The following is a 15,383-nucleotide window of genomic DNA, read 5'->3' as shown; positions in this document are numbered from 1 at the left end:
GGGAACGTTTTATCGTTTCCTAAAATCAGCAAACCTTTTGTGGGAGGAATATTCCTTATGAATATCGTTTTAATGGGTCTTCCAGGTGCTGGTAAAGGTACACAGGCAGATAAAATTGTTGAGAAGTACGCGATTCCTCATATTTCTACAGGTGATATGTTCCGCGCTGCTATTAAAGATGGTACAGAGTTAGGCTTACAAGCAAAATCATTTATGGATCAAGGTGCATTAGTACCAGATGAAGTAACGATTGGTATTGTGCGTGAGCGACTTGCAAAACCTGATTGTAATACAGGCTTTTTACTAGATGGGTTCCCACGTACTGTTCCTCAAGCTGAAGCTTTAGATAGTATTCTTACTGACTTAGGTAAAGCTATTGAGCATACATTGAACATTCAAGTAGAAAAAGAAGAACTTATTGCTCGTTTGTCAGGTCGTCGTATTTGTAAAACTTGTGGTACATCATATCATTTAATTTTCAATCCTCCAACTGAGGAAGGAAAATGTGATAAAGATGGTGGCGAGCTTTATACACGTGCCGATGACAATCCTGAAACGGTTGCAAATCGTCTGGAAGTAAATATGAATCAAGCACAACCATTACTTGATTTCTACGAAGCTAAAGGTGTGCTAACAAATATTGACGGACAGCAAGATATTGATAAAGTTTTTGCTGACCTTGATGCTCTATTACAGGGCAGCCGCAGCTGATACCCGGCTCCGGGCGCAGAATACTGCTTCCGCGGGAGGCATGCGGAAGCAACAACGAAACATAATTTTTTTGAGAGTTGCAAAAGCATATTGTGCCCGGTATATATTTCTTTTAAAAAGTGCAAGATGACTATTAAAAGAGTATAATGGTTTTCGTGGAAGCATCTGTGTAACGGGTATGAATATCTCATCCAAGACATTCCGGTATTCGTGTAAACATGTGAAATTCGGTACTCTTCTGTGAGTCCTGTTTATTCCGTGGATTGTGTGAAACGAAACCAGACGAGCGTCTTTCAAACATCTCTCATACAATCCAAACATATGTTGAAACGAGGTTGCTTCTAAAGTTGCAGCAGATATCCGTTTGATGTAACGATGAGAACTTGAATTTGCATATAGAGAGGAGAGACAGAGTAGATGGCGAAAGATGATGTAATTGAAGTCGAAGGAACAGTTGTTGAGACTTTGCCAAACGCGATGTTTAAGGTAGAATTAGAAAACGGACATGTGATTTTAGCACACGTATCTGGTAAGATTCGTATGCACTTTATCCGTATTCTACCTGGAGATAAGGTTACTATCGAGTTATCTCCTTATGATTTAACTCGCGGTCGTATCACATACCGTTTTAAATAATCTTTTGCGCTCCGGACTATTAAGGAGGTTAGGTTAGATGAAAGTGAGACCATCTGTGAAACCGATCTGCGAAAAATGTAAAGTAATTCGCCGACGCGGTAAAGTAATGGTAATCTGTGAAAATCCTAAACACAAACAAAAACAAGGATAATTTTAAAGGAGGTGCTTTAGCGAATGGCACGTATTGCTGGTGTTGATATTCCTCGCGATAAACGCGTGGTAATTTCATTAACTTACATTTACGGTATTGGTAAAACTACAGCTCAGAAAGTATTAGCAGGCGCAGGTGTTTCTGAAGATACACGCGTACGCGACTTAACTGAAGATGAGTTAAACAAAATCCGTGAACAATTAGATTCATACAAACTTGAAGGTGATTTACGTCGTGAAGTTTCTTTAAATATCAAACGTTTAATGGAAATTGCTTCATTCCGTGGTATCCGTCACCGTCGTGGCTTACCTGTTCGTGGTCAAAATACAAAGAACAACGCACGTACTCGTAAAGGTCCTCGTAAAACTGTAGCGAACAAGAAAAAATAATAAGTAAAGGAGGTTCCTTCTTAACATGGCTCGTAAACAACAAACTCGTAAACGTCGTGTGAAAAAGAATATCGAATCTGGTATTGCACACATCCGTTCTACATTTAACAATACAATCGTAACGATTACAGATATGCAAGGTAATGCTGTATCTTGGTCAAGCGCTGGTGCTCTTGGTTTCCGTGGTTCACGTAAATCTACACCATTTGCTGCTCAAATGGCTGCAGAAACTGCTGCTAAAACATCCCTTGAACATGGTCTGAAAACGTTGGAAGTAACTGTTAAAGGTCCTGGTGCAGGTCGTGAAGCTGCAATCCGTGCACTTCAAGCTGCTGGTTTAGAAGTAACTGCTATTAAAGATGTTACGCCAGTTCCTCACAATGGTTGCCGCCCACCAAAACGTCGTCGCGTGTAATGGGTGCGTCTCATAATTGTATGAGAACATCATTTTTTGTACAAACTGTCTTGTGCAGATAATAAACGATACGTCATTGACGATCGAATCTATGATGGTAAGAACCTATACATTTGATGTTTTGAGGGAGGGTAAATGAAATGATCGAAATTGAAAAACCAAAGATTGAAACAGTGGAGATCAGCGAAGATTCCAAATATGGAAAGTTTGTTGTAGAACCGCTTGAACGCGGATATGGAAACACTTTGGGTAATTCTTTACGTCGTATCCTTCTGTCTTCATTACCTGGGGCTGCTGTTACTTCTATTCAAATTGATGGTGTTCTTCACGAATTCTCAACTGTAGAAGGCGTTGTAGAAGATGTAGCTTCAATTATTTTGAATGTGAAAAAACTAGCTCTTAAAATCTACTCTGACGAAGAAAAAGTTATTGAGATTGATGTAAAAGGCGATGGTACAGTTACGGCTGCTGACATTACACATGACAGTGACGTAGAAATTTTAAATCCAGATCTATATATTGCAACAATCGCTAAAAACGGTCATTTGCGTATGCGTATGTATGCTCAACGTGGTCGTGGTTACACTCCTGCTGATCAAAACAAACGTGAGGATCTTCCTATCGGCGTGATCCCGATCGACTCTATTTACACTCCAGTAGCACGTGTTAATTTCCAAGTGGAAAATACTCGTGTAGGTCAGTCTTCTGACTACGATAAACTTTCGCTTGATGTGTGGACAGATGGTAGCATTGGTCCGAAAGAGGCGATTTCGCTCGGAGCGAAAATTTTAACCGAGCATCTAAACATCTTCGTTGGCATGACAGACGAGGCACAAACTGCTGAAATCATGGTCGAGAAAGAAGAAGACCAAAAAGAAAAAGTTTTAGAGATGACTATCGAAGAACTTGATCTTTCTGTTCGCTCTTACAACTGCTTGAAGCGTGCTGGTATTAATACAGTACTAGAGCTTGCAAACAAGTCAGAAGACGATATGATGAAAGTTCGTAACCTTGGACGTAAGTCACTAGAAGAAGTAAAAGCGAAGTTAGAAGAGCTTGGTTTAGGATTACGCAAAGAAGACTAAGCGATTTAAACAGATATTTTTGTTAAAAGGAGGGAAACATCCATGGGTTACAGAAAACTTGGTCGTACAAGTTCTCAACGTAAAGCGATGTTACGTGACTTAGCTACTGATTTAATCATCAACGAGCGCATTGAAACTACTGAGGCTCGCGCTAAAGAAGTACGCAAAGCTGTTGAAAAAATGATTACTTTAGGTAAACGCGGAGATTTACATGCACGCCGTCAAGCTGCTGCATTCATCCGTCGTGAGCTAGTAACAACGACTGATGCGGAAGGTAACGAATCTACATCATTTGCACTTCAAAAGTTATTTGATGATGTAGCACCACGTTATACAGAGCGTCAAGGTGGTTACACTCGTATTCTTAAAGTAGGTCCTCGTCGTGGTGACGGTGCACCTGTTGTTGTGATTGAATTAGTTTAATCATAGTAGAAAACAAGTGTGAAAGAGGGTGGGAATCACCACCCTCTTTCTTTATAAAAGATTTATACGACAAATAATTAAGCTGAGCGTTATGATGAGCGGGCATTTCGATGTGGCGTCTCGTTTAGCTCTCCGCACCTCATTCTGAAGGGACATGGGCTTGAGCACCCATGTTTCTTATAAATGGAACGACTAGCGCATTTCTATTGAATGAGGTGCGCGCTTTTTTATTATTGAATATGTAAACATACGATAGCGCCAATTGGATGGTGCTTTTTTTATACCTAGGTATAGCTTGTAGTAGAATTCATACATAAAACAGTGTAAGTTAGGTAGTAGAGTCGAGACTGTTGAGAGGAGCTTTAGCCATGTCTGAAATATTATCATTACATCAAGTCACTTTTTCATATACACCAGAAGTAGCTGAAAGTCGAAACGCTGTGGACGATGTTAACTTTGCGATACAAGAAGGCGAATGGATTGCCATTGTGGGTCATAATGGTTCTGGTAAATCGACCATTGCTAAGTTAATGAATGGTTTATTATTCCCCCAGCAAGGAGAAGTACGTATTTTAGGGAAACCACTAAATGAAGATAACCTTTGGCAAAGTCGTTCACAGATGGGCATGGTTTTTCAAAATCCAGACAATCAATTTGTAGGTGCTACTGTACAGGACGATGTCGCCTTTGCACTTGAAAATAACGGAATTCCCTTTGAGGAAATGGTTACACGTGTGCATCAGGCATTGGCACAAGTCAATATGAGTGATTTTATGAACCATGAACCACATCATCTGTCTGGTGGACAAAAACAACGTGTGGCGATTGCTGGTGCACTTGCCTTAAAGCCTAAGTTGCTTATTTTAGATGAAGCCACATCCATGTTAGATCCACAGGGGCGCATGGAAGTGCTACAAACCGTTCAAGCCTTACGTGCGGAAATAGGGCTAACGGTTATATCCATTACCCATGATTTAGAGGAAGCCATGCTAGCAAACCGTGTGCTTTTTATGAACGATGGCAAAAAATTTGCTGAAGGATTACCGAGTGAAATTTTCTCATTAGGAGATAAATTAGTGGAGCTCGGATTAGACTTACCATTTGCATGGAAGCTATCGAAGTTATTGCAACAGGAAGGGGTTCCATTGCTGGGACAACATATCACAGAAGAAGAGCTGGTGAATGACTTATGGACATCAAACTTCAACAAGTAAGCTATGCTTATGCACAAGGGACACCTTTTGAAAAACGTGCATTATTTGATGTGGATTTTACGATTCCCTCAGGTACATATCAAGCCATTATTGGGCATACAGGTTCTGGGAAATCAACAATTCTTCAGCATTTTAATGCCTTATTAAAGCCTACTACTGGTGAAGTGCATATTGGCAATCGTATTGTTGCTGCTGGCAAGAAGGCAAGAGATTTAAAAGCTGTACGACAAAAAGTAGGAATTGTTTTTCAGTTTCCAGAGCATCAATTATTTGAAGAAACCGTATTAAAAGATATTATGTTTGGGCCTCTAAATTTTGGTGTGGCTGTGCAAGAAGCTGAGTTACGAGCAAGAAAACTTGTCAATTTAGTCGGATTGCCTGCTGAGGTGCTGGAAAAATCACCATTTGATTTATCAGGTGGACAAATGCGACGAGTAGCTATTGCAGGTGTACTCGCAATGGAGCCAGAAGTCATTGTATTGGACGAGCCGACAGCAGGATTAGACCCACGTGGACAAAAAGAAATTATGGATATGTTTTATGAATTGCACAAAAAACGTGGTTTAACAACAATTTTAGTGACACATAGTATGGAAGATGCAGCTCGTTATGCGGATAATATTATCATTATGCATGAGGGGAAAAATGTCTTAAGTGGTGCACCACATGAAATTTTTAGAGATACAGAGACATTAAACAGCTTTCGCTTAGAGCCACCACGTATTGTTCGATTCCAGCAAAAAGTAGAACAATTAATGAACAAGCCTCTTAGTAAAGTGTGTTTGACAGAGGAAGAGCTTGCTGCTGAAATTGCACGAGAGCTAAGAGAGGAGCGTGCGGAACAATGATGGAAAAAATGATATTTGGCCGTTTCCTACCAGGGGATTCGCCCATCCATAAGCTAGACCCACGCTCAAAACTCATTTTCGTGTTTGCGTTTATCGTTATTGTCTTTTTAGCAAATAATGTTGTGACATATGCCATGCTATTAACCTTTACATTGCTCATTGTTTTAGTATCACGCATTCGACTTTATTTTTTAATTAATGGCTTAAAGCCTGTGCTCTTTTTAATGGTATTCACATTCCTCATTCATATTTTTATGACAAAGGGTGGTGCAGAGGTATTTCATTGGAAGAGTATTACCATTTATGAGGACGGAATTCGACAAGGAATTTTCATTTCAACTCGCTTCCTTGTGCTTGTCTTTATGACATCTATTTTAACATTAACGACATCGCCTATTTCGATTACAGATGGGATTGAGGTGTTGTTAAATCCGCTCAAAAAAATCAAAGTACCTGTGCATGAATTAGCATTAATGATGTCCATTTCATTGCGCTTTATCCCAACGTTAATGGATGAAACGGATAAAATTATGAAAGCACAAATGGCTCGTGGCTCAGATTTATCCTCAGGGCCAATTGGTGAACGAATCAAGGCTGTAGTTCCCTTATTAGTGCCACTCTTTGTTAGTGCATTTAAACGTGCAGAGGATTTGGCAACAGCTATGGAGGTAAGAGGCTATCGTGGTGGCGAAGGTCGCACACGTTATCGTCAGCTAAAATGGGATATGAGTGACACATTTGCACTTGTATTACTAGCTGTAATGGCCATTATACTGTTCTATTATAGAGGATAGGAGTAAGCATGATGCGACGATTAAAAGCAGTCATTAGCTATGATGGTACACAATTTTCAGGCTTTCAAGTACAGCCAGGAGAGCGTACAATACAGGCAGAGCTTGAACGTGTACTAGCGGTGATGCACAAAGGAGAAAACATAAAAGTAACAGCCAGTGGTCGTACAGATGCAAAAGTACATGCGACAGGACAAACAGTGCATTTTGATACACCCTTAACGATTCCACCCGAAAAGTATATGAAAGCCTTCAATGTACAGCTACCGAAGGATATTCGTGTGCTAACAGTAGAGGAAGTATCCACTGATTTTCATGCACGTTATAGTGTGAGTGGTAAGCGTTATCGGTATATATGGTGCTGTGAGCCTGTACAAAGCCCATTTCGCAGATATTATACAGTAGAGACAAATGGAATTGTACCGAATGTAAACGCCATGCAGGAGGCCGCACAAGCCATTATTGGTACACATGATTTTTCCTGTTTTTGTGCGGCTAATACGAGTGTAAAGGATAAAGTGCGTACAGTAGCTTCGTTAAAATTTGAATGGCATGGACAAGAGTTACACATGATTATTGAAGGGAATGGCTTTTTGTATAATATGGTGCGTATTATTGCAGGGACACTTTGGGAAGTTGGGATAGGACGACGAGACATTACGAATGTGGCTCATGTCATCGCCACAATGGATCGAGGACAAGCAGGGAAAACAGCACCACCACAAGGGTTATATTTGGAAAAGGTTTTTTATCCCGAAGTGGCAGACGTTTAACCACATACTGAGTCGATGGATAGATAGCCAAAAATTTTTTTGCAGATTGAGAGAAATTTGAGCACAATTGCACCTCTGTGTAATAGGGGATAAGGCTTTAACAACTTTACCAGGTGTTTAATAAAATTGCTTGACTTTAAGTAGCATTCATTATATGATAACAGATGGTATTTTCATTACCACCACAAATAAGCCCCGAAAACTTATAGTGTAGTTTAATGAAAAATAACGGTAATCGAATCGATTAGGAGGATATATACATGCGTACAACATTCATGGCTAAAGGTCACGAAGTAGACCGTAAATGGTTAGTAGTTGATGCAGAAGGCCAAACTCTTGGACGTTTAGCTTCTGAAGTAGCTGCAATCTTACGTGGTAAACATAAACCAACATTCACACCAAACGTTGATACAGGTGATCACGTAATCATCATCAACGCTGACAAAATCCATTTAACTGGTAACAAATTAGAGGGTAAACTTTACCGTCACCATACTCAATTTGCGGGTGGTTTAAAAACTCGTACTGCTGGTGAAATGTTAGATAAGTACCCAACAAGAATGCTTGAATTAGCAATTAAAGGGATGCTTCCTAAAAACTCTTTAGGACGTAAAATGTTCACTAAATTGAACGTTTATACTGGCACAGAACATCCACATGCTGCACAAAAACCAGAAGCATACGAGCTTCGTGGATAATATAAAATAAGAGGAGGATATTACTTTGGCACAAGTTCAATACATCGGCACTGGTCGCCGTAAAAGCTCTGTAGCTCGCGTACGTTTAGTACCAGGCACAGGTAAAATTGTTATCAACAAACGTGAAATCGAAGAATACGTACCGTTCGCTGCATTACGCGAAGTTATCAAACAACCATTAGTAGCTACTGAAACAACTGGAAGCTACGATGTACATGTAAACGTAAACGGCGGTGGCTACACTGGTCAAGCTGGTGCAGTACGTCACGGTATCGCACGTGCTCTACTTCAAGTAGACCCAGATTTCCGTCCTGCATTAAAATCTGCTGGATTACTTACTCGTGATTCACGCATGAAAGAACGTAAAAAACCAGGTCTACGCGGCGCTCGTCGTGCACCTCAGTTCTCAAAACGCTGATATCGCTTTTATATCAACGTTTCCAAGCTCTTCTCAGGTTTTCCTGAGAGGAGCTTTTTTACATTGAAAATAAAAATAATCCCCCGTTAATCCCCTTCGACTAAAAATCAATGTAATTTTGGAACTGATCCGCTAGTTTTTCACGTGCTGTTTGTGTAACATGTGTGTAAATGTGTGTAAATATCCATGGTCGTTTTAATATCACTATGACCAAGCCGTACTTGTACACCTTTTAAACTCGCTCCTGATTCAAAGAATAATGAAGTGTGTGTATGTCTGAAATCATGTACTTTTATACGGTGTAAATTAGGATGGCGTTTATAAAAAGCTGCTAATTTATCATTAGGTGCTGATTCACACGTATATGTCATTTCATAATTCTGTTGATGGAAACGGGTAAAAATAGGCTGCAATTCATCTGTAGCGATTTTAAAGCCTAATTCCTTATACAATGGTTGTTGTGAATTTTTTCACTGCTCTAAAATTTCTAGTGTTCTAGTATCAATATTGATTTTACGGTAGGATGCTTTCGTTTTTGGACGATGTAGTACATGTTTAGAATGTATACGTACAAGCATTTTTTGAATAAATAGTTCTCGATTTATCCAATTTATATCATTCCAATGTCAGGTAAGTGCCTCTCCTTTACGAATACCTGTAAAAGCGAGAACACGAAATAAACAAAGGTTTAATAAGTCCCCATCTTCCTCTAAGCATTCAAAGAATAATTTCAGTTCTTCTTTAGTAAAAAAATTACGATTTTCTACTTGGAATAAATTTTCTTCAGTTTGACGAGGAAGTGAAACAATTACCTAAGTGGGATAAATTAATAAAAGCCAACCAAGAAATTATTGATTTAACAAAGTGATGTATTCGCAAAGACTACTTTTATTGGTTAGCTGTTTTCGAAAAGATGGTTGTTATTCAACAAACGAAGCAGTTTAGTGCAACAAGGAGTACCTTCAAAATTACGGAGATTTACAACGCTAAGTTAAGAAATATGACCAAACGAAGCTTTAGGAACTTTTGTAAGAGTGATATAATGAATATTCACAAAAGTCAAAAAGGAGTTTATTTATGTCCAATAATGAATTTACCGAGAACTTATCTAAATATGCCAATCCTAAGAAATACGATGAAACCTATAAAAGTTATACGGCAGATTTAGAATTCATTGAAGCTCATTTAACTGAAAGGACTCATTCAATCATTGAACTGGCTTGTGGAACAGGTCGTTTAGCAATACCTTTAGCAAAACAAGGACACTTAGTATACGGTGTTGATATTGATGCAGGAATGTTGAAATATGCACAAAATAAAGCTGATACTGAAGGGGTTAACATTCATTTAAGCGTCCAAGATTGCACACAATTAAACTTGCCTATTAAAACGAACTTTATCTACATGACAGGCAACTCTTTCCAACATTTTTTAACAAATGAGAGTCAAGATGCTCTATTCACCTCTGTCAAAAGACATTTAAACCCAAAAGGAGAATTCATTTTTGATACAAGAAATCCAATTTTATATGAACTTTCAAATGTTGATATGTCTGAAGAATTGATTGAATCGAATGGAGAAACAACAAAAGTTATTAGTAAAGAAAAATACAATCATCTGACTCAAATTTTAGAATGCACTTCTACATACATCTCTTCAAATAATGAATATAAAGATAGTATTAAACTGCGATATACATATCCATTAGAGCTAAAGCGTCTTTTACAACAACATGGATTTGAGCTAGTTAATTTATATGGCTCATGGAAAAAAGAAAAGTTTGATGCAAATAGTATTTCAATGGTTGTTCATGCACAATTAAAATAAATTTTATGCCTACAATATTCTTCATAGCGTTCCCAAATGAAAGTTTTGGGACACTTGAAAAGCCATGAACGTTGTGAGACCAATGTTCCCTGGCTTTTTGTATGCACATTCTTAATACAGCTTTTTATGCAAGTATATATAAACATGGCTACAATACGACTTTTTATGACTATTAGAAATAATGAGCGATGGAACAAAAAAGCTGTAGGGAAGACAGGCTAAATAGCCATCTGAAGCAAAGTCAGATGGTTGTTTTTAAGATATTTTTTTAAACGTCATAGCTTGAGTTCCTAAAAATAAGATACCGTATATCAATGTCGCATCAATAAAGAAAAAATGGAGGATAGCGCATCATATCCTATATATCGCAACCATTGAAATGGTGCACCACAATGATTGGATTCATAGGATATGAAAAATGCGAAAAGCAATGTGACAAAGATACTGCTCCACAATAAAATTTTAGTATTTCTGATGTCATGGCTTCCTCCTTTGTAAAAATGCTAAATCGTATTTATTTCATTATACATAATTTGCAATCTTTATTTGTCAACATAGGAATTTTCCATCCCTTAGCATAGTTTACAGGCAAGCTTCGTACACTAAATGTAAAAGGGTGGTGGACATAGATGAAACGTTGGTTGGCATTAGGGGTTATTATGCTGATGAGTGTTGTAGTGGTAGCATATGAAACAAATGCTTCAGATCGTAATTTCTTCTTGCCCGACCCACTCGGTGGCATAAAAATTGTCATTGATGCGGGACATGGCGGCGAGGACGGTGGGGCTTCAAAAGAAAATGTGATTGAAAAAGATATTACATTAGCGATTGCTCAACATGTTGAAAGACAGTTGAAGAGAAAAGGGGCAACCGTTATTATGACACGTACAACAGATGGAGATGTAATTGCTGAACATGCTGCCTCCAACAGCTATAGTACGATGAGAGAACGCAAAAAACAGGATATCTTTTTAAGAAAGGATATCGTAGAGAAGGAGCAGCCAGATATTTTTATTACGATTCATGCGAATGCTATTCCTGAAACAAAATGGCGTGGTGCACAGGTGTTTTATCATAAAGATGGACATGCCGATGGGGAATTATTAGCCAAAAGTATTCAACAAACGATTCGAACTAATTTGCAAAATACAGATCGTGAAGCATTATCCATTAAGCAAATTTACTTATTGAAAAAAGTAGGTGTTCCTGCTGCTTTAGTGGAAACAGGATTTATTAGTAATGATGAAGAACGCGCTTTATTAGTTGATAAGAAATACCAAGAAAAAATGGGCGATGCTATTGTGGAAGGCATCGAATCCTATTTATTAGCGAAAATGGAGTAGAGCAACAACTACCACTTACATCAGAGCATTATGCTATACTAACATAGAGAGAAAATAAGAGGAGTGTTTGTTGTGATTACTGAACAAAAAGTAAGAGAAATACTAGGACAACTACAAGATCCGTTTTTACATAAACCACTTGCAGAAACAGATGGCATTATTCATGTAGCAATGAAGGAAGAAAAAAATCATGTTAGTGTAAAAGTAGCGATTGCCAAAACGAATACACCTGAACAATTGCAATTACAAATGAAAATTGTGGAAGTGCTGAAAGAAGCGGGTGTAGGTACAGTGGGGATTCGCTTTGAGGAATTGTCTGCGGAAAAATTACAAAGCTTCCGTGGTACGGCTACAGAAGCAGAGGCGCAAGACATTTTATCACCATTAAGCACAGTGCAAGTCATTTCAATCGCTTCTGGTAAAGGTGGCGTAGGGAAATCGACGGTATCTGTGAACTTAGCGGTAGCTTTAGCACGCCTAGGTAAAAAAGTAGGTTTAATTGATGCTGATATTTATGGTTTCAGTGTGCCTGATATGATGGGTGTACCTGATATGCCAAAAGTAATTGATAATCGCATTATACCTGTAGAACGCTTTGGTGTAAAAGTGATTTCGATGGGCTTTTTTGTGGAGAATAACGCACCGATTGTCTGGCGTGGTCCGATGTTAGGGAAGGTATTAAATCAATTCTTCCGCGACGTAGAGTGGGGTGAACTAGATTACTTACTATTAGACTTACCACCAGGAACAGGTGATGTGGCATTAGATATTCACCAAATGCTACCATCTTCTAAAGAAATTGTTGTCACAACACCACACCCAACAGCAGCCTTTGTAGCAGCACGTGCAGGAGCAATGGCATTACAAACAGAGCATGAAATTTTAGGTGTTATTGAAAACATGGCGTGGTATGAGTCGAAATCGGGGGAACGTGAATTTGTATTTGGGCAAGGCGGTGGAGAGAAATTAGCTGAGGAGCTACGTGCAGAGTTGCTTGGTCAAATTCCACTTGGTCAGCCTGATTGGTCTGATATTGATTTTGCTCCATCTGTTTATGCAGAAAATCATCCGACTGGCCAAATTTATTTAGATATTGCGACGAAAATTATGAATAAATAATAAAAATGGATTTCCTCTGCAAATCGGAGGAAATCCATTTTCGTTTATGATGAACTTTTTTGCTCACTGTTTTTATCCTTTTTATCTTCGCTTTTCGAACTATCCCCTTCACCTCCACCTTTTTGAATAAGCTCCTGCCATTTCGTTTGCATAAGCGGGCTTTCAATAGTCTCTTTGACGATTTCCTCCATTTGCTTCCGTAAGTTCGCTGATTTCAAAATCGTTTCTAACTGCTTTTGCATATCAGGTTGACCAAAGAAGGATTCTAAATCTTTTTGGAAAGTAGGGTCTTTCATCAGCTCTTTCATAATATCCTGTTGCTGTTTTTGGATACTTTTAGCGACAGTCTCTTTGAATTTAGGATCTTCAAACGTTTTTTTCCAAAAATCCTCAGCTTCTTTCGATAACAAAGTTTCCTCAGTCGCCTTCTTTACTTCTTCGTGTTCTAAAATTAAGAGCTCACGGAAACTTGGCTCCTCCAGCAATTGTCGCAATGCCTTCTTACCATCCTCAGTCTGCAAAGAATCAATCATCATTTTTTTTATTTCATCATATGACATGGTTGAATTTTTTTCTTGAGCACATGCGGAAAGAAGAAGGAGTAGGATAAATAATACAGTTAGTTTCCTCATGAATCATCAGTCCTTTCTATAAATAGACTCTTTCAATTATTGTTCACATTTCAACCGACTTTATGTATTGATTGGGATGAGAAATAGCTTTTTTAAAGTGTCATTGTTAAAATGAGTACAGAGATATTGAAAATTGGAGGATTTTTAGTTGTGACGATACGAAATTGGGTCAAGTTTTTCTTTTTTGCGTTGCTAGTGGGTGGCGCAGTTACTGGTATATGTAGTTTATTTATTCGATGGGAATTTTTTGAGCCCTATGTAACCAATGGACAATGGGGGGAGTTTTTAGCAGGTTTTGTATGGATGGTATTTTTAGGATTCACGATGAGTGTTATTGCACAAGCAGGCTTTTTTGCTTATTTAACACTACATCAAGTAGGTGTTAATATTTTCAGAACACTGACATTATGGAATTGGGTCCAACTTTTATTAATCGCTATTACGATTTTTGATATTATTTTCTTCCGATTTGTACCAGGAGTAAAAGATGGTCAAAGTTGGCTATTCTATGCTGGACTACTAATTGTATTATTATTTAGCGCTATTGCTACGGCTGTCCAAAAAGTAAAGTTAACAGGGAAAAAGCATGTGTTCATTTCGGCTGTATTCTTTATGGTTGTGATTACTACGTTGGAGTGGACAATTGCTTTAATGGGCCGCGATGAAAAAATTAATGAATATGTAGCATTGCTATTATTTCCATTAATCGCTGTCAACGCGTATCAATTATTAGTATTACCTAAATATAATTCAAAATCCGAGGAAGACCGACGAAAATTAGAAGAGCGTCGTAAACAAGCTGGATATACTAAAAAAGTTGCCAAAAATTAATGGCAACTTTTTAGTATTAACGAAGGTTATGAATGAAGGTTGTGTTTTGTGCTGTATAGACAATCATTTTAAAATATAATTGATTTTTAAGGCGATTTTTTCGTTTGAATTTTATAGCCAAAAATATTTTCTTCCACAGATATAAATTGATGTTCCTGTAAAAATGTATGAAGTGCTTTAGGTGTCATTTGATTATTTTGATGTAATGAAATAAAAACAAAATCACCTTGTTGCAATTTGGTTATGTGATTTCCTTGCCAAATACGTGATGGAGCAAGCATATTTATATGTTGCTGAAATAAGTTTTTTTGTAAATCTTGAGAATAGTGATGATTTTGTGTGGCAAACCATAAAGGTGCTTCTTTCATATATTCTACATAAGTATCAATATTTTTTTGGATAATGCTAAAATCTGTAGGGTCATCCACAGTATCTTGAGGGCCAAGCAAACCGACAGGAAGTTTACGTTCTCGAATGATTTCTAAGTGCTCAGGTGAACGGGCTATCCAATCTGCATCTAATAAAAGTAGTGGGTACGGTTCTTTAACGGATTGTAGCCAATCTTTCAACCATTCATTAGAAAAAGAAATTTCAATAATAAGTGATTGTCCGTAATGTCCTTTTGTGAGGACAGCTGGTTTATTGGTAAGATTAAATACAGGGATGCTTGTAAAATATAATGGCTTACTAAAAACCAGTATTGGTATAAAGAAAAGTAGTAAAATCAATGTTTTACGCTTCATCAATCATTCCTCCATTGTTTAATTTCTATATTAAAAAATAAACCTCTAAAAAAAGTTATGATTTTGTGTTGACTTTCATGAATAAATGATGTTATTATGTATTAGTCGCCAAGAGATGGCGCATAAAATGAACCTTGAAAACTGAACAAACAAAGCGTAATCAATAAAGTAAGACAATTTTGGATATCATATTAATTATGATGCCAGCAAATGAGATTTGAGCTATTCAGATTTCTCTTTTATGGAGAGTTTGATCCTGGCTCAGGACGAACGCTGGCGGCGTGCCTAATACATGCAAGTCGAGCGGACGAAGAAGGAGCTTGCTCCTTTGACGTT

Annotated in this window: 20 protein-coding genes, 1 rRNA gene and 1 pseudogene; 19 read left to right on the top strand and 3 right to left on the bottom strand. The window is 37.9% G+C overall.

Annotated features, from left to right (window positions below; all coding sequences use genetic code 11):
* The first annotated feature begins 57 nt into the window (after window positions 1-57).
* The 14 genes and pseudogenes from OPF91_RS15650 (at window position 58) to rpsI (ending at window position 8,552) form a co-directional block, all read left to right on the top strand.
* Window positions 58-711: an adenylate kinase gene (locus OPF91_RS15650; protein WP_264989864.1), complete on the top strand. Its 654-nt coding sequence runs from the start codon at window positions 58-60 to the stop codon at window positions 709-711.
* A gap of 242 nt (window positions 712-953) precedes the next feature.
* Window positions 954-1,040: pseudogene (locus tag OPF91_RS15645) on the top strand (type I methionyl aminopeptidase); the annotation flags it as partial.
* An 88-nt stretch (window positions 1,041-1,128) separates the two neighbouring features.
* Window positions 1,129-1,347, top strand: coding sequence for a translation initiation factor IF-1 (infA, locus tag OPF91_RS15640; RefSeq protein ID WP_004233690.1), 219 nt, complete (start codon window positions 1,129-1,131; stop codon window positions 1,345-1,347).
* A 37-nt stretch (window positions 1,348-1,384) separates the two neighbouring features.
* Window positions 1,385-1,498, top strand: a complete 114-nt coding sequence (gene rpmJ / locus OPF91_RS15635) for a 50S ribosomal protein L36 (protein ID WP_000868344.1) — start codon at window positions 1,385-1,387, stop codon at window positions 1,496-1,498.
* A 23-nt stretch (window positions 1,499-1,521) separates the two neighbouring features.
* Window positions 1,522-1,887 carry a 30S ribosomal protein S13 gene (gene rpsM / locus OPF91_RS15630; protein ID WP_264989861.1) on the top strand — a complete coding sequence of 122 codons (366 nt, stop codon included), beginning with the start codon at window positions 1,522-1,524 and terminating at the stop codon, window positions 1,885-1,887.
* A gap of 25 nt (window positions 1,888-1,912) precedes the next feature.
* Window positions 1,913-2,302: a 30S ribosomal protein S11 gene (gene rpsK / locus OPF91_RS15625; protein WP_004233731.1), complete on the top strand. Its 390-nt coding sequence runs from the start codon at window positions 1,913-1,915 to the stop codon at window positions 2,300-2,302.
* A 140-nt stretch (window positions 2,303-2,442) separates the two neighbouring features.
* On the top strand, window positions 2,443-3,387 hold the full coding sequence (locus tag OPF91_RS15620) for a DNA-directed RNA polymerase subunit alpha (protein ID WP_264989860.1): 945 nt from the start codon (window positions 2,443-2,445) through the stop codon (window positions 3,385-3,387).
* Window positions 3,388-3,429: 42 nt separating this feature from the next.
* Window positions 3,430-3,810: a 50S ribosomal protein L17 gene (gene rplQ, locus OPF91_RS15615; RefSeq protein ID WP_264989859.1), complete on the top strand. Its 381-nt coding sequence runs from the start codon at window positions 3,430-3,432 to the stop codon at window positions 3,808-3,810.
* Window positions 3,811-4,178: 368 nt separating this feature from the next.
* The gene (locus tag OPF91_RS15610; protein ID WP_264989858.1) at window positions 4,179-5,024 is read left to right on the top strand and encodes an energy-coupling factor ABC transporter ATP-binding protein; all 846 of its coding nucleotides are present in this window, start codon (window positions 4,179-4,181) and stop codon (window positions 5,022-5,024) included.
* A complete protein-coding gene (locus OPF91_RS15605; RefSeq protein WP_264989857.1) occupies window positions 5,000-5,872 on the top strand; it encodes an energy-coupling factor ABC transporter ATP-binding protein in 873 nt (290 codons plus the stop codon). Before OPF91_RS15610 ends, OPF91_RS15605 begins: the two co-directional genes overlap by 25 nt.
* Entirely contained in the window at window positions 5,869-6,666 is a 798-nt protein-coding gene (locus tag OPF91_RS15600; RefSeq protein ID WP_264989856.1) for an energy-coupling factor transporter transmembrane component T family protein, read from the top strand. Before OPF91_RS15605 ends, OPF91_RS15600 begins: the two co-directional genes overlap by 4 nt.
* Window positions 6,667-6,677: 11 nt before the next feature.
* Complete coding sequence (gene truA, locus OPF91_RS15595; protein WP_264989855.1) at window positions 6,678-7,436, top strand: tRNA pseudouridine(38-40) synthase TruA; 759 nt, start codon at window positions 6,678-6,680, stop codon at window positions 7,434-7,436.
* A 260-nt stretch (window positions 7,437-7,696) separates the two neighbouring features.
* A complete protein-coding gene (gene rplM / locus OPF91_RS15590; protein WP_264989854.1) occupies window positions 7,697-8,134 on the top strand; it encodes a 50S ribosomal protein L13 in 438 nt (145 codons plus the stop codon).
* 25 nt (window positions 8,135-8,159) lie between these two features.
* Entirely contained in the window at window positions 8,160-8,552 is a 393-nt protein-coding gene (gene rpsI, locus OPF91_RS15585) for a 30S ribosomal protein S9 (protein ID WP_264989852.1), read from the top strand.
* Between the two features lie 140 nt (window positions 8,553-8,692).
* Here the strand turns inward: rpsI and OPF91_RS15580 are convergent, their stop codons facing one another.
* Window positions 8,693-9,004, bottom strand: coding sequence for a tyrosine-type recombinase/integrase (locus tag OPF91_RS15580; RefSeq protein WP_264989851.1), 312 nt, complete (start codon window positions 9,002-9,004; stop codon window positions 8,693-8,695).
* Window positions 9,005-9,629: 625 nt separating this feature from the next.
* On the opposite strand from OPF91_RS15580, the gene OPF91_RS15575 reads away from it, so the two are divergent.
* From OPF91_RS15575 to salA, 3 genes are all read left to right on the top strand, one after another.
* Complete coding sequence (locus tag OPF91_RS15575) at window positions 9,630-10,379, top strand: class I SAM-dependent methyltransferase (protein WP_264989849.1); 750 nt, start codon at window positions 9,630-9,632, stop codon at window positions 10,377-10,379.
* A 629-nt stretch (window positions 10,380-11,008) separates the two neighbouring features.
* Window positions 11,009-11,722, top strand: coding sequence for an N-acetylmuramoyl-L-alanine amidase (locus OPF91_RS15570; RefSeq protein ID WP_264989847.1), 714 nt, complete (start codon window positions 11,009-11,011; stop codon window positions 11,720-11,722).
* 72 nt (window positions 11,723-11,794) lie between these two features.
* On the top strand, window positions 11,795-12,841 hold the full coding sequence (gene salA / locus OPF91_RS15565) for an iron-sulfur carrier protein/transcriptional regulator SalA (RefSeq protein WP_264989846.1): 1,047 nt from the start codon (window positions 11,795-11,797) through the stop codon (window positions 12,839-12,841).
* 44 nt (window positions 12,842-12,885) lie between these two features.
* Here salA and gerD read toward each other — a convergent pair whose 3' ends face one another.
* The gene (gene gerD, locus OPF91_RS15560; protein ID WP_264989844.1) at window positions 12,886-13,473 is read right to left on the bottom strand and encodes a spore germination lipoprotein GerD; all 588 of its coding nucleotides are present in this window, start codon (window positions 13,471-13,473) and stop codon (window positions 12,886-12,888) included.
* A gap of 150 nt (window positions 13,474-13,623) precedes the next feature.
* Between gerD and OPF91_RS15555 the strand changes: the two genes are divergently transcribed.
* Window positions 13,624-14,304 carry a KinB-signaling pathway activation protein gene (locus OPF91_RS15555; protein WP_264989843.1) on the top strand — a complete coding sequence of 227 codons (681 nt, stop codon included), beginning with the start codon at window positions 13,624-13,626 and terminating at the stop codon, window positions 14,302-14,304.
* Between the two features lie 86 nt (window positions 14,305-14,390).
* On the opposite strand, the gene OPF91_RS15550 is transcribed toward OPF91_RS15555, so the two are convergent.
* Complete coding sequence (locus OPF91_RS15550; RefSeq protein ID WP_264989841.1) at window positions 14,391-15,047, bottom strand: hypothetical protein; 657 nt, start codon at window positions 15,045-15,047, stop codon at window positions 14,391-14,393.
* Window positions 15,048-15,285: 238 nt separating this feature from the next.
* Here OPF91_RS15550 and OPF91_RS15545 point away from each other — a divergent pair.
* Window positions 15,286-15,383: ribosomal RNA gene (locus tag OPF91_RS15545) — 16S ribosomal RNA — on the top strand; the annotation flags it as partial.

This window comes from Lysinibacillus piscis, assembly GCF_026012395.1.
Lineage (GTDB): Bacteria > Bacillota > Bacilli > Bacillales_A > Planococcaceae > Lysinibacillus > Lysinibacillus piscis.
This window is presented reverse-complemented; position numbering and strand designations above follow the sequence as displayed.